Annotated in this window: 13 protein-coding genes, 1 tRNA gene and 1 pseudogene; 9 read left to right on the top strand and 6 right to left on the bottom strand. The window is 35.3% G+C overall.

Annotated features, from left to right (window positions below; all coding sequences use genetic code 11):
* Window positions 1-343: 343 nt before the first annotated feature.
* The 5 genes from H280_RS0114015 to H280_RS0114035 all read right to left on the bottom strand — a co-directional run bounded on the left by H280_RS0114015 (window position 344) and on the right by H280_RS0114035 (window position 6,505).
* The gene (locus H280_RS0114015) at window positions 344-781 is read right to left on the bottom strand and encodes a hypothetical protein (RefSeq protein WP_020061764.1); all 438 of its coding nucleotides are present in this window, start codon (window positions 779-781) and stop codon (window positions 344-346) included.
* A gap of 427 nt (window positions 782-1,208) precedes the next feature.
* A complete protein-coding gene (locus tag H280_RS0114020; protein WP_020061765.1) occupies window positions 1,209-1,598 on the bottom strand; it encodes a DUF1259 domain-containing protein in 390 nt (129 codons plus the stop codon).
* A 489-nt stretch (window positions 1,599-2,087) separates the two neighbouring features.
* The gene (locus H280_RS23640; protein WP_020061766.1) at window positions 2,088-4,721 is read right to left on the bottom strand and encodes an ABC transporter permease; all 2,634 of its coding nucleotides are present in this window, start codon (window positions 4,719-4,721) and stop codon (window positions 2,088-2,090) included.
* Window positions 4,709-5,410 carry an ABC transporter ATP-binding protein gene (locus H280_RS0114030; protein ID WP_020061767.1) on the bottom strand — a complete coding sequence of 234 codons (702 nt, stop codon included), beginning with the start codon at window positions 5,408-5,410 and terminating at the stop codon, window positions 4,709-4,711. Before H280_RS0114030 ends, H280_RS23640 begins: the two co-directional genes overlap by 13 nt.
* A 156-nt stretch (window positions 5,411-5,566) precedes the next feature.
* Window positions 5,567-6,505 (bottom strand): phosphotransferase enzyme family protein, encoded by a 939-nt coding sequence (locus H280_RS0114035; protein WP_020061768.1) that lies wholly within the window; start codon window positions 6,503-6,505, stop codon window positions 5,567-5,569.
* A gap of 570 nt (window positions 6,506-7,075) precedes the next feature.
* Here H280_RS0114035 and H280_RS26845 point away from each other — a divergent pair.
* Window positions 7,076-7,738: pseudogene (locus H280_RS26845) on the top strand (site-specific integrase); the annotation flags it as partial.
* A gap of 75 nt (window positions 7,739-7,813) precedes the next feature.
* On the opposite strand, the gene H280_RS0114055 reads toward H280_RS26845, so the two are convergent.
* Window positions 7,814-7,886: transfer RNA gene (locus tag H280_RS0114055), tRNA-Val, on the bottom strand.
* A gap of 230 nt (window positions 7,887-8,116) precedes the next feature.
* Between H280_RS0114055 and H280_RS0114060 the strand changes: the two genes are divergently transcribed.
* The 8 genes from H280_RS0114060 to calY all read left to right on the top strand — a co-directional run bounded on the left by H280_RS0114060 (window position 8,117) and on the right by calY (window position 14,588).
* Window positions 8,117-8,677 (top strand): hypothetical protein, encoded by a 561-nt coding sequence (locus tag H280_RS0114060; RefSeq protein WP_231401784.1) that lies wholly within the window; start codon window positions 8,117-8,119, stop codon window positions 8,675-8,677.
* 354 nt (window positions 8,678-9,031) lie between these two features.
* Entirely contained in the window at window positions 9,032-9,259 is a 228-nt protein-coding gene (locus H280_RS0114065) for a hypothetical protein (RefSeq protein WP_020061773.1), read from the top strand.
* A gap of 149 nt (window positions 9,260-9,408) precedes the next feature.
* Window positions 9,409-10,644 (top strand): D-alanyl-D-alanine carboxypeptidase family protein, encoded by a 1,236-nt coding sequence (locus H280_RS0114070; protein WP_020061774.1) that lies wholly within the window; start codon window positions 9,409-9,411, stop codon window positions 10,642-10,644.
* A gap of 150 nt (window positions 10,645-10,794) precedes the next feature.
* Entirely contained in the window at window positions 10,795-11,370 is a 576-nt protein-coding gene (gene sipW / locus H280_RS0114075; protein WP_020061775.1) for a signal peptidase I SipW, read from the top strand.
* Window positions 11,371-11,435: 65 nt separating this feature from the next.
* Complete coding sequence (locus H280_RS0114080) at window positions 11,436-12,008, top strand: CalY family protein (RefSeq protein WP_020061776.1); 573 nt, start codon at window positions 11,436-11,438, stop codon at window positions 12,006-12,008.
* Window positions 12,009-12,115: 107 nt separating this feature from the next.
* Window positions 12,116-12,859: a DUF4047 domain-containing protein gene (locus tag H280_RS23645; RefSeq protein WP_196810728.1), complete on the top strand. Its 744-nt coding sequence runs from the start codon at window positions 12,116-12,118 to the stop codon at window positions 12,857-12,859.
* Between the two features lie 190 nt (window positions 12,860-13,049).
* Entirely contained in the window at window positions 13,050-13,703 is a 654-nt protein-coding gene (locus H280_RS0114090; RefSeq protein WP_020061778.1) for an LPXTG cell wall anchor domain-containing protein, read from the top strand.
* A gap of 291 nt (window positions 13,704-13,994) precedes the next feature.
* Window positions 13,995-14,588 carry a biofilm matrix protein CalY gene (gene calY, locus H280_RS0114095; protein ID WP_020061779.1) on the top strand — a complete coding sequence of 198 codons (594 nt, stop codon included), beginning with the start codon at window positions 13,995-13,997 and terminating at the stop codon, window positions 14,586-14,588.
* Window positions 14,589-15,011 lie beyond the last annotated feature (423 nt).

Below are 15,011 nucleotides of genomic sequence, written 5' to 3' on the forward strand. Positions count from 1 at the left end.
AAGTTCCTTTATTTTTTGAAGCATAGTATGTAAAAGGCTATGGAAAAGTAGGTGAAAACATGCGGTTAGGTTCGCAACGTATTATAGGTTTTCCAGGCATAGGGGATTCCCAGGGATAAGATAAGCTATATTTAGTTAGGCAGAGAAGTAAAGGTTAAGTAGATTAAATTGAATATGAACCAGGAATGCAAAAAGCCTCAATCCATTTAAAAAAGGATTGAGGCTTTTTGTCTCGTATGATTACGACAACTTCGAACAAGCAATCTAATAGTTATTTTGTCGCTTTTATATATTGAATGTGAACCACTTTTTTAAGTATTTATTCTGCTGAACAAATACTTTACTAGTTAAGCTTCTCAATTGTTAATGATGCAGCGTTAACTTTCTGTCCAGTTAAAATTGGTAGTAACACATCGGTAGTTAATCCTATATTTCTAAGTTGGAGTGTTGAACGTCTAGGAATATGGATAATAGCTTGTCCAGTGAGCATCAGACTTGCACCAGTAACTTGTCTTTGTATTCCATAATTAGTAAGTCGCTCACCTACTAAAGAATTATTTAAAATTAAACCATATACAGAAGTAGAAGCAGGGCCATCAATTAATAAGATAAATTCGATTTTATAGTCTCCCGCTCTAGGAATAAATAAAGTGTCACTAGGAGGATTAAACACTATATGATTTAATGGACCGTTTCTATTAAACTTTATGTTTTCACCTGATCTGACTCCTATAGGATTGCTACCAACAAGTGTAACGTAACCATAGGCTGGTTTTGGCATGATTATGCACCTCCTCATTTACTCTTATTATCATTGTATGTGATTGAGAGAGAAGGGAGTGTGTGCTTGTCTAGGAAAAATGAATTGTGTATATATAAATACAAATTGAAAAAATGATATAAAAACCACCTTTTTTTAGGGAAGGAGATCAGAGTAACTGGCCATGCATAGCAGCGGTCAGGGCCTTTTCCTACCACGTGCAAAGTTTAAAACAAAGGTAGAAAGCAAGTAGCGACTTAGATGTTAAAAAGTCACCTTGTATTTATATATTTTTGAACTGCGGTGAAGAACGATTTTTCGAGTGGAATGTTACAGTGAGAGGACACAGTTGGAATAGCAGGGCCCATAGCTAGAAATTGAAAGATGACAGCGCTAGTTTCGTGTTGGTAGTTGAAAGATGTCCCTTTAACTGGTACAAACATTATGATCAGATAGCTTTTAATGCTTTCCTTACTTTTTTGGCAAAAGTAAGTGGTTCTTCAACAGATTCGATATTAACATAAACTAAGCGTGGGTTATCGAATAACCATTCATTGTGGATAGACGAAACTATTATTTCTTGAGCACGAATTACAGTAATAAATGGCTCCACTTCATTTTGTAAAAGTGCTACTCTTCCTAAACATAAAGCTTTGCCACTTAAACTATCTATTGATTCGAATGAGAAAGAAGAAGTCACCCCAAATCTTTTTTTCAAAATCGTTGCACTTATTTGATCTCGAGATATTGTAGCGACACACTTTCCACCCGCAAATCCCGATTGACCGCCTATAATTTTTGCAAACTTACGACAAAGTGTTTCTTCATTGTTTACCATTTTATTTATCACCTTCTTTACACTTTATTTTGTTTTTTACAATTTTCTTCTTTCTGCTTGAAACCGTAATGAATGATCTGTAACTAGAAGAGCTGGAACTTCCAGACTTGCCCTTCAGAATATCTTATTAAAATTCAATTAAAGTTGTACAGGCAGTTGTAGTAGGGAAGTTGTGAATTTATTAAGGATGGTATAAGTTGACCTTAAAGCAACGGGTAGATTTTTTGAAATAGGAATATAACATAAAGTACGTTAGAGTAAATAAAATAGAATTAAGTGGCTTAGATAGATAAATGAAGAAATCCGGCTCTTGTGAGTCGGATTTTCTTTAACTTAATTAAGGACGGGACAGATACTACCCTACCACGGCGATTAGAGAAGCGGATAGAACTAGCGATGCAACGTGGTTATTTAAATGGTAAAAAGTATTCTTTAATGTATAAAAATTGGTCAATTCCTAAAGAGAGGATATTATCGTTAAATTCATACTTATATTTTTTTCATTGCTAGAAAAGGTTTTACACGCACGGCTACTTCTCCAGGAATAAGAGCGCCGAGCATTCCTACCGTAATTGGGATAATAATCGTGATAGACATTATTGGCAATGATTCTAGTGGAAAAATGCCATACATTGCATAAACGCCGATAATAGAGAACATGAAGCCAAGCAATCCTGCCAAAAAGCCAAGAAGGGCTCCTTCCAATACGACGAGAAGTCGGACTGAACTGTTCGTCCACCCAATTGACTTTAACACTGAAATTTCTGGTTTGCGCTCCGAAATATTTTGCCATAGCATTTCTGCAGTTGTTACAACCGCTACACAAATTGCAATACCCATTGTAATATAATGCGTGCTATCTACCTTCATGGCTACATACTGACCGAGCCAAGACGTATATAGAATCCCCTTTAGACGAAAGGTTACAAATAAGTAAAAGGAGAGTAGTGTCGTCGGTAATGCAATAGATAGAATAGATAATATATTTCGCTGCCATTTTGCCAATACTTGATTTCCAACCATCATGAACATGTTCGTTGTACGCATCCATCGTTTTGTTTTTGTGGAAATTTCTCCTTGGCGCATCGTCTCGTAGGGAGTGATTTTTGTTAACAAAAAGGCTGGAATTAAGGTGCCAAGTAGGTAAATTAATATACTACAAATTGCAATCAGTAATAACTTCCCAATCAGAAATGTTCCCGTTTGTAAATACATGATGCCTTCTACGACACAAGAAACAAGGATGACGATGCTACATAAAATTGCAGATTCAAAAAACAGCATCTTTATCAAATGCTTTGCTTGCCAACCAAGGGCTAACAATACTGCCATTTCTTTGCGCCTTGCGAGCAAAGAAACTATATTTGTCGCTAGAACATACAAAATCGCAACTCCAATTAAGACAATCAATACCCCAGAATATCCAAGGGTTGTTTCTTTTAAAATTGTAATCGCAGCTCCTAAGTTAATCCAAGGCTGCTCCATCCATCCAAGTGTTTTTCCTTCTTTTTTTACTTCTATTAGAACAGGCTGCGGTGAAGATCCGCGCGTAATATCTGTTACAAGTCCTGTAGCTTCTTCAATCTGTTTTGCTACTGCTTCTAGCTTTTTTTGCGAACTCTCGTTGAAACTTTCAACACCTTTCACTTTCAAGCGAATCGCAGAAATGGCATTATCACCCATCACCGTTTGGGAGGCTTGAATCGTCGTCAGCATATTGGGTGGATTCGTGAGTAGTCCAGCAGGATGACCAATTCCTGTAATGTCACGTGCAGGATTGATTGGGAGATTATTCTCATCTAATACTAAACTCGCTTTGGCTGGTCGATACGTTTCAAGCGGGAGTTCATTTAATGGATCCTTCGAAACGGATAATTCACTAGGGTTATAAAAACCAACAACTCGGTACGTAATTGCAGGGAATATAGGCACTTTGCTCTCATCGACTGTATGTTTAGTAAATTCTATTGCCCGAAATCCACTCTTTGGTATGTAACCATCTATCATATCGTCTTGCATTTTACTAAGTGGGTGTTCTTCAATTTGAAAAGCCTTTTCCCACTGTTCTTGGTAAGGACTTTTTGTTTCTTTGTAAGACAACGGTGTTGGCTTAAATACGATATGAGATTCCTCGAACACTTTAGCATTCTTTTTTGAATCCACTTGACTCGTTGATCCTGTCTCTGGATTCATTCCAAAAATAGAACTGTAATATACTTCTTCTACTTCTTTACTTGTTGTTGAAGTTTCTTCAATTTGTTTCCCTTTTGCTTGTGCTAAAGAGGAATCATCTTCTTTTCTGTCTTTGGTAGATTTTATTTGTTCGATTGTTTGTTGTTGCTGCTCTTTCGTTTCAAACGGAAGAGACAATTTTTCCAATGTTGTTGTTTGTTTACTATTGCTAAAGCTAGCTGCGTTTATAATGATAGGAATCTCGATATGATCTTGCACTTCAGTTCGTCTTAACAATTTTGGCGCATCTTCTTTATCAAAATAGCGACTTTGAGGTAGAGAAGCTGTTACTTTATCTAAGCCAACAAGTTTCGCTTCTTGTTCAGGATCTATTCCGACAATTAACATCGGATCAGAGAATCCTTTTCCACGATCATATACATTATCACATGTAAATTGTGCATCTGTTGTTTCTTTTCCTTGAATACAATAGTTCGTCGATTCATTCATAACAGTTTGTTGTAAACCATTATTTTGAGCCCTCTTCGTATGGACACGATATATCCCCGGTTCTAACTTAGGTTCATTACTTTCATTTTTCCAAAACGCTCCGATATACCCATAACCCATTACCGCGATAGGGGCTGCCACATCAATTTCTTGCATCTTTTGAATCGTTTCATATTGTGCCTGCGTAATCCCGCCCGCAATTCCGTTTAAATAGTTTGGTTCTAATAAATTTTGGACGTCTTTCTTTGTTCCGGCTGGGCGTACTACAATATCATACGCACTCGACCATTTTTTTCCTAATGTTTCTTCAACTGTTCCTTGGTTTGTCTCTGTTAACCCTAATAAATAATTCAGTCCAGAACTCATTAAAAGTACACCAATTAACAGGAGAAGAAAGCGCTCTTTTTGTCGTTTCCAATTATTCCATATTAAGCGAAGCACGGTACTTCCCCCTGACTGTCACGGATGATATAACCATCTTTCATTTCAATCACCCGATCCGCCTCCGCAGCCAAGCTTAAGTCATGCGTAACAAATAATACACTACAGCCTTTTTCTTTATTTAGCTGCTGGATCAACTCGAAAACAATTTTACCGTTCTCTGTATCCAAATTTCCTGTCGGTTCATCAGCTAGAATCCAACTCGGTTCGTTCACTAATGCCCGAGCAATTGCAACGCGCTGTTGTTGTCCTCCAGATAATTGGGACGGTAAAGCATGTAATTTATTAGCTAAGCCCACTTGTTCTAACAATTGAATAGCGCGTTCCTTTTTAGCAAACGAAACACTCCGTGAAAATAAAGGTGCCATTACATTTTCAAGCGCGGTTAACGTCGGCAGCAAATAAAACTGTTGAAAAATAAAACCGATTGCCTCAAAGCGAAAATTAGCCAGTTGCTTCGCATTCATTTTTGTAATGTCTTGGTCTCCGTACAAAATCTCTCCCGCTGTTGGTTGATCTAATGTGCCAATTAAACTTAATAAAGTAGATTTTCCTGATCCTGAAGGTCCAACGATGGAAGTAAACTTCTTTTTTTCAATGGTTAAGTTTAAATTATGTAATACCGGCGTTATAACGCCATCTCCTGTAAATTGTTTTTGAACGTTTTTGAGTTGAATTGATTGGTTCATATAATACTTCCTTTCTATGTCAAACGGTTGCTAAAAACTAATTTTCATATAAACCTTGAGGCTAGTTCAATGCACAAGTATAGCAAGTGCCATTGGAAGTTTTACGTCAGGTCCCTGAATATGATTGACGTGCTGTAGTTTAATAACAATAGTTAATTAAAAATTCAGAATAGAGTAATTGTGTTCAATCCTTATTCTAAAGTGGTTCATTATTCGTATTTGGTCTTCAGTTAACCTCTCTTTATTCCAGTACATATGCATTAAATTATATTCAAAAATTTCCTTTAACTTAATAAATAGAGAAAGTTTTCCTAACATCTCTGGAGATATATCATTTTCCTCTTGATATCCGTCGATTATTGCTTTCGTAATAGAACGCCCATAGTCAACTATGTTGCCATTCCCTACAAACGAATACTCCAACGCACTATATATCGGAACAGCCAAATCAAATATATAATAATGTTTTTCACAATCTTGAAAATCAACCATTGTCAATTTCGAATCACTATCTACTAATATATTTTCTAACCATAAATCCCCATGTAGTAAACCATATGTAGAATGACATTTTGGCAAATTTTTAATTGTAGATAAAACATTATGTGCAATTTCTCTAATCGTACTTTCTTCTTTAGGGATATATTTATAAAAATCATATTCCTCATTATCATGCCAATCGTTAATATATTTAGTCGGCATTATACTTTCAAATTTCCTTGATAAACGATGTAATCTACCAATTTGCCGACCTAATTCTTTTAATACATTGGCATTCCATTGACTTCTTGGTAAGTGTACACCGGAAGCTGTATTATATAAAACAGTTAAAACGTCCTTATCAAGTGTTATCTTTTCTACTAAATTACCGTTTAAAGAAGATATGGCAGGTGAGACTCCAAATCCTTCATTATATAAAAAGTTTGTATATGTAACCTCTTCTAACTGTTCATCATATGTTTTATAGTTTGTTATTCTAGCGAAGAAATCACCTTGTTTTGCAGTACACCGATACATTTCATTTGTTACTGATTCAACTTTAATAAAATTCACTGGATATATTTCGTTAAGTAATTCAAGTATCTTTTGTTCCATATACGTTTTAATTCCTCCAATTCATCTAGCTTCAAAAAAACCTCATTCATACTTAATAGTATATCGAATGTGGTTAATTTTTCCATAAAAATTTACAAAATATGCTGTATATTTTGTAAATACTAGACCACCCCATATATAGGCCCTCGTCCCCTGTGCTGCTCTCATGCCTCACTCATATGTTTTGAGTTATGATTGATAGTTTCCATAAAAAAAGTGTCATAACTTAAGTGCTACGGAACTGTTTAGCACAAGAAGGAGAATAAATAAAAACATCCAATCCTTAAAGAGAGTGGTGAATTTTTGAAAATATCATAAAGAATTTAGGTGCTAAATTTATTGAAAACATTATTTGGTATATTTCTTTTTTTATTGGGAAGCTTTTTGATTAGTTTAACAGTTGATAGTCTTGGGGACATAGGCAACACCCTAATGAAAATAATAGGAATTGTATGTGTTGCATTAGGAATCAAAACAGCAATAAAAAAGCATAATAAATGAAACTAAACTCAATTACTCAAGAACAGGACTGTCAATAGATGGTCTTTTTTTCGGTTTAAGTGTCATAACTTAATAGATTTGGAGCTAATTCCTAAAGGTGTTGCAGCTAAGAATAAATTGTCTAAAGCTGATAAAGAAGAATTAACGGTGTGGAACGAACAGGAAGTACAGTTGTTCTTAAAAGCTGCGAAGGAAAGCAGGTATTCTATTGTCTTTCATATGGCTCTTGTAACTGGAATGCGACAAGGTGAATTGCTAGGGTTACGGTAGAAAGATGTTGATTTAGAAAAGGGACATTTAACCATTAGCCAAACATTAAGCCATGATGGGAAGTCGTTTTTGCTTGAAGGAAAGACGAAATCAAGTTTAAGAAAGATACTATTGCCTGCATCAACAATAGCAAAGCTAAAGAAACATAGAGCAGTCGTATTAAAAGAGAAGCTGAGTCAAGGTGAGGAATACCAAGATAATGACTTGGTGATGTGTACTCTTTCTGGAAAGCCAATCAATCCTGCTACTGTTAGAAGAAGTTTAAACGCTTTGATTGAGAAAGCGGCTGTGCCAAAGATTAGGTTTCATGATTTACGTTATACACATGCAACTCTACTACTAGCTAAAGATGTGAATGTGATTTCTGGGCGTTTAGAACGTAGTAACATCAAAATTACATTAGACACTTATTTACATGTACTGCTAACGATGCAAGAGGATGCAGTTAACAAAATAGAAGAGACTGATTTTGCGGAGTATGAGAGTACACAAATAAAAACCGCATCAAACGTTAATTTGACACGGTTTCTATAACTATGATCCCGACTGGGTTCGAACCAGCGACCTCCACCCTGTCAAGGTGGCGCTCTCCCTGCTGAGCTACGGGATCATGATAAATGGTGATGGATAAACATCTTTGTTATTTTATGGTTTCTATTATAAATGAAATGATGTAAACTCTACAAGACTTTTTATTTGAAAATTTCAAATAAAAACCAAAAGGGTGCTGCTTTTCATTTTACTTCATTATATATGTTCTACACAATAAGGTAGGAAAAGGTATATTCTAGAAAATATGATATGATGGAAATCAATAGGATACGGATGTATAGGGGGAGCATGATGTTTAAAAAGGGGATTGTATTTGTTGTTGGCAGCCTTGTTTTAGTAGGAGTCATATTTGGCGGCTTGAAGTTGTTTTATAAAACAGATCAACAAGAAAGTAAAATTGAGAAGGCTGAACAAATAAAAGAAGAGGATCTATTAAAGAATGTTCCGCACAAAATAACAGCGATACATAGTGATTTAAATAATATAACAGGCTGGGAGAAGTATGAAAAATATGAAGATGTGAACAGTCCGTCATGGGAAGATTCTAAAAGTTCTTTTGAGTTAATTGCTGTTACGCTGAAGGAAGCTGCTTCTTTGTCTGAGGGTGGGTTGAAGGAGGATTTGGAACGAGCTGAGAAGTTACAAGATATTGCAGTGAAACATCATGATACTGAGGCTTTAAGATATGCTCATCGTATTGTTCATGACCTTGATATTAAAATAAATGAATTGGACGTGAAGGATGTTAAGGTTTTTAATAGTGCAAGGGCTGGAGCGGGGAATGGTAGCGAAGTGCCTGTTTACGATGAATATATTAAACAGCACGGCAAATATATAGATGCAAATTGAAAAACTAACATAAAAACCCTTTTCTTTTTCGGTGGGCGAGAGCAACTGGCCATGCATAGAATCGGTTAGGACCTATTTCTGCCACATGCGCAGCGAAAACCAAAAAGGGAAAACAAGTGCAGGTTCCTTTTTTTATAGTAGCAATCTATATGTAAAAAAATAAATTGGATTTATATAAATACGATATTGGTACATAAGTCACTCTCTTTTCCTCTTAAATAGAAAGAAGTTTTCAATATAAATAGTAGTTTTTGAGGCATATAAAGAGTTCATTTTTTACCATTTTATTAATATATTATACAAAGGAATAATTAATATGTTTATAAGAATATATATATGAATGAAGGGGTGTAAATGGTAAGAAGGGTTTATAAAATGTATGTGCCGAGATTTAGAACGATTTCTATTACTGGAGCAGTTTTAGATGTAGATGTGTCTCAGGAAGAATTTGCAACTGAGTTTTTGAAGTGGGTGGAGTCAAAGGATTGGTCATTTATTGGGGTGACGGAGGAGATAACGGAAGAGGAAGCGAAAAAAAGGTTTATGGATCTTTTTAGTGATGAGGAAGATAAGGAGGAGTGATTCCTCCTATTTTTTATCCATTGTTTTTCTGTCTTTTTTTGTAAAATTATGATATACTGGAAAACGGTAAATAAAAGGTAGTGTCGTATTCCTTTTGATTTTTATAATAGAGAACGTATACATATAGAGTTAAGAAAAAGGAGAAGTGTATGTTTAATTACAAGAAAATTTCGGCTCTTATTATTGTGAGTTTGTTATTTTTACTTTCGCCTGTTAAGTTGTATGCAGAGAGTGTACCAGCGCCGGAGGTATTTGGACAGTTTGCGGTGTCAATTGATGCGAAAACAGGTGATGTTTTATATGATAAGAATGCGCATCAACACGCTTTTCCAGCTAGTATAACGAAAGTGTTGACGGGTATTTTGTTGATGGAGAATGTACAGCCTGGAGAGCAAATTGCTTTTTCTCAAAAAGCTCTTGAACAGGATAAAAGTAATTATCAAATTGAATTTCAACCAGGTGAAACGATAGATCGTGATACGGCGCTTATGATTTTGATGGTGCTGAGTGCAAATGATGTAGCATATGCGATTGCGGAGCATGTGGCAGGAAGTCCGGAAAATTTTGCTAAGATGATGAATGAGAAGGCAGTGCAGTTAGGTGCAAAGGATAGTCATTTTGTTACGCCAAATGGTCTTCATGATCCAAATCATTATACAACGGCATATGATATGGCGATGATTACAAGGGGTGTGATGAAGCATCCAGAAATTATGAAGGCAATGAATACGAAGCGAACAAATGTTACAACGTCAAGACAAAGTGCGTCTATTTTTAATAAAGGACAATATTTTGAAAATCCAAATTGTATTGGCGGGAAAACGGGTTTTACAAATGAGGCGCGTAATACACTTGTACAAATGAATGAAAAAGATGGAAATCGTATTGTGAATGTCGTAATGGCTTCACAAAGGCCAGAAATTTATGAAGATATGAGAAAGCTTGCTGATTATGCATTTCCGCAGTTTGCAAAGCAGCAAGTGTTAGATAAAAACAATTGGACAAAGCAAATGCTTTACTTGAATAAATCAGTAGATGGTGAGTTGGAGCGAAGCGTTGATCTTGAATTAAAACAAGGGGAAGCGAAAAATGTCCAAGCTGTTTTTAAAGAAAAGCATGTCGATGAAGCGAATTTATATAAAACAGGTCTTCACCGTGGTGATGTGATTGGGACTGTAGATTTGAAAAAGAATGATCAAACGATAGAAAGTATTAATGTTCTTTCGAAAGAAGATGTTGCGTTTGAGAAGCCAAAAGCGAATATTATAACAAAATCTACTTTTTCGTATGAGCTAATAGCTGGCATTGGCGCAGTTATTCTTATTATTATTAGTATTGGGGTATTTCTTTGGAATCGTAAGAGACAGAAGATGTTGTCGCGATGAAAATAGGCAAATTCATTTTGCCTATTTTTTATTGTGTTTTTTGAATATTCGTTATAATATAGTTGTGAGTTCTTTAAAAAGAACGTCGAATATGAATGTTTTTTGCGATTTGCTTATATAAAGACGAAATAAAAGAAAGGAAGGAAACAGATGAAGTTAGTATGGAAAGTGATTAGTAATATCATTTCTTTTGTTTTGTTTACGATTATGGTTGTTTTAGCGTTTGTTGTTATTTCGTCAAAGGCGAGTGGCAGTGATCCAACGGTGATGGGATACCAATTCAAAGCGGTATTATCAGGATCGATGGAACCTACGTTTTTAACAGGATCTGTTATTGCAATTGAACCGACAAAAGATGGTTCAAAGTATAAAAAAGGCGATGTTATTACGTTTAAAGAGAAAGATAACAAGATTGTGACGCACCGCATTATTGATGTGAAAAATATAAATGGAAAAGTGGCCTATGAAACAAAAGGAGACAATAATAATGGTCCTGATTTAAACCCGGTTCTTCCTGAAAATGTAATCGGAAAATATGCGGATATTACTGCTCCGTATGTTGGTTATTTATTAAGTTATGCAAATTCAAAAGCCGGGGCAGCATTGTTATTAATTATTCCAGGGGTTTTATTGTTAGGATATTCTGTGGTTACTATTTTTGGAGCAATACGCAACATTGATTCTGAAAAGAAAAGCAAGTCTTCCGATGCAGGGCAATCAGTATAGAATGGTTATACTCTTCAATTATTGAAGGTTAACAATATATGTAGAGCTTAGGGGGGAGAAGTGGAGTGACATTAAAAAAGAAGTTAGGAATAGGCGTAGCGTCAGCAGTACTTGGAGCAGCACTGGTTGGCGGAGGAACATTTGCGTACTTTAGTGACAAAGAAGTATCAAATAATACGTTTGCAGCAGGTACGCTTGATTTAGTAGCAAATCCAACGACAATTGTTAATGTAGACAATCTTAAACCTGGTGATACAATTAAACGTGATTTTAAACTAGAGAATAAAGGTTCTTTAGATATTAAAAAAGTACTACTTCAAACAGATTATAGTGTAGTAGATACAAAGGGAGATAATAAAGAGGACTTTGGTAAACATATTAAAGTTATTTTCTTAAAAAATGTTGATAAACATGAAACAGTCGTGAAAGAAACAACGTTAGATAAATTAAAGAACGACACGAATGATCTTATTGCCTGGTTTTGGGATGAGAAAGGTATTTCTGCGGGGAATTCTGATAAATTCACTGTGAAATTTGAATTTGTTGATAATGGCAAGAATCAAAATGAATTCCAAGGCGATAAACTTCAATTGAAATGGACTTTTGATGCGCAGCAAACTGCTGGTGAGGAAAGGTAAAGTTTAAGGAATCCACAAGACTATCTTTACTAGATGGTCTTGTTCTTTATAAAGAATGTTATAATCCTTTATAAGGAATATAAATTCATCTAATGGCAGGTGTGAATATGAAAAAATCATCAAGGAAAGTAAGGAATATACTTATATTACCATGTATCGGTTCTATAGCTTTTTATATGGGATCTCAAGTTGTGACACATACAGAAGCATCTTATGTAAGTCAGCCAAAAGTAGAGGCAACCTTATCAACTGCGATAGTTTTTCCGAAAACAATTGAAAAGTTAACAGGGGAAGCAAAGCAACATAAAGAAGCGATTTTCAATCATTTCAATGCGATCAATCATGAAGGAAAAGGAACAGTTGCAGAATTAGATGGGAAGCTCGCTCTATGGAAGCAGCACCGCGAAGCAATCAAGACGGAAATCGCAGCGCTGCAAGCTAATTTTACGGAGATCGATTCCTATTATAAAACAGCAGTAGAAGGTGTAAAGAAAAATAAAGAGAGTTCTGCACAAGAAGTATTGAAATATGTCCAAACTGGTTTTAATGAAGTGCAAAGTATTCGCAGTGAAGTTGAGAAACAAGCAGTTTTACAAAAAGTAGATGAACGCATTGGAGCATTAGAAAAACAAATAAATGAAGAGAAAAAGAAACAAGCAAACAGTGTTCAAATCATATCACCTGTACAACCTTCAAATTCTTCTCAGCAAACAGAGCAGCTTCCAAAACAAGAAGAGAAAAAGCAGGAGAATCATTCAAATGAAGAGCAGTTGAAACAAAAACAACCAGTTACCCCGCCAGCGCAACCTGAGGAAAAGAAAGAAGGATCAGTTACAGAAACAAAGCAGTAACACATACTTGTAAGGAAAGGCTAAAAAAATAGATTTCACGCGAATGTAGATACGACTAAAAATACCTTCCAAGATGAAAACTGAATTTCAGATGTACATTCCATACATTGATAAGATACAGGCAAAGATAGCGTTGTTAATTGAAAAGGCGAGTTGCCTTTTCTTATTTCATATTTTATGAGGGATGATTATGAAACGGAAAAAGCTGTGGTATATCGTGATCGTATATTGTATAGTTGCATTCATCATTGGGATTACAACAAGTATGGAAAAAGTGCTCGCTAAGGAGCGTAAGGAAATTGATTTAAGTTTAACACCAAAAGAGATGCTATTTGATGTAACGAAGGATATGAAGCCTGGGGACTGGGCGAAGCGGAGCATCCGTGTGAATAATGACGGGGCAGCGGGATTTTTATATACGATGTCTGCTGAGTTTACAGAAGGATCGAAAAAGCTATATGATGGATTAACATTAGAGATAAAGGATCAGCAAGAACAGGTTCTTTATAAAGGGAATTTAAGTGGTTTTACAAAGCTAAAAGGACGTACATTATCTGCGGGGCAGAGTGAACAATTACAATATATTGTGCGCTTTCCTGAGGAATTAGGAAATGAGTATCAAGGATTAGAAACACAAGTTAAGTTTGTATTTTATGCTGAAGAAGACGGTGGTCATATTGGCGAACCGAAAGATTCTAATGGCAGTACGAATGGAAATGATTCAGAAAATCATATAAAACTATTACCGCGTACAGGTGCTGATTATATGTATTCCGTTTTAATCGGAATTGGAATGATGGTGATGGGATTCTTTGTGTATGGAAAACGAATGAAGCGAAAATAAAAGAAAGTATTATATATGTATAAAAAAAGAGAAATTGTAAGGAAAGTGACGGAAAAGAAAGAAAAGTAAATTAAAACGTTAAAAAAACAGAAAATACAGAACTTTTTGAGGTTTTATTTTTACACTTCATGTTCTTTATAATGAACGAAAGAGACTTAGTAAAGAACATACATGGAGCAATTTTGGTAGCAGACGTGCAACGATTATGTCGAAACGAAGCAATTATTTTATTAGTTACATCTCTTATCTACATAAGAGCTAACAATAAAAAGAAAATTGGGGGAATTTAGAATGGGTCTTAAGAAAAAGTTAGGCATGGGAGTAGCATCAGCAGCATTAGGGTTATCTTTAATCGGTGGAGGAACGTTTGCATACTTTAGCGATAAAGAAGTATCTAACAATACATTTGCGGCAGGTACGTTAGATCTTGCGCTTAATCCAAAAACTATCGTTGATATCGACAACTTAAAACCTGGCGATTCCGTGAAAAAAGAATTTTTATTACAAAATAAAGGTTCATTAGCAATTAAAGATGTAAAGTTAGCAACTAAATATGCAGTAATCGATAGCAAAGGCGATAATAATGGTGAAGATTTTGGTAAGCACATTAAAGTGAAGTTTATCTGGAACTGGGATAAACAAAGCGAGCCAGTCTATGAAACTACGTTAGCTGATCTGCAAAACGCAGATCCAGATGTAATTGCAAAAGATGTATTTGCTCCTGAATGGGCTGAAGAAGGCGGCTTAAAAGCTGGTACAGAGGATTATTTATGGGTACAATTCGTTTTCGAAGATAATGGACAAGACCAAAACATCTTCCAAGGCGATAAATTGAACTTAGAATGGACTTTCAATGCTTCACAAACTGATGGTGAAGAGAAGTAAGTAATATAATAAAAGCGGAGGATTTCCTCCGCTTTTTATAATACAAATAAAAAGAGCACTTATATATATGAATCCATTTTGATTTTCCGACATATAGATGGCTGCTATGCAGAAAAAAAGGAGCTTCCACTCGCTTTCTGACTTTGTTTAAACTGCGCATGTGGCAGTAAAAGGCCCTGACCGCTTCTATGCATGGGCCCACCTAAAAAGATGGTTTTATGTCAGTTTTTTAATTTGGATTTATATAGAAAGTACCTTTCCCGCATCATTTTTGTTTCTGTTTCCACTTATTAAACTCTAAAAATTTACGAAATTGTTCTTTTAATTCCATGCCTCAAAATATTAGATACTTCCGCACTGCTCATATTCATATCTAAAGCTTATTACAATAAATCAATCTATTCTGAATCAAGTATTTTTTGC

The sequence above is a fragment of the Bacillus sp. 123MFChir2 genome (assembly GCF_000383235.1).
Lineage (GTDB): Bacteria > Bacillota > Bacilli > Bacillales > Bacillaceae_G > Bacillus_A.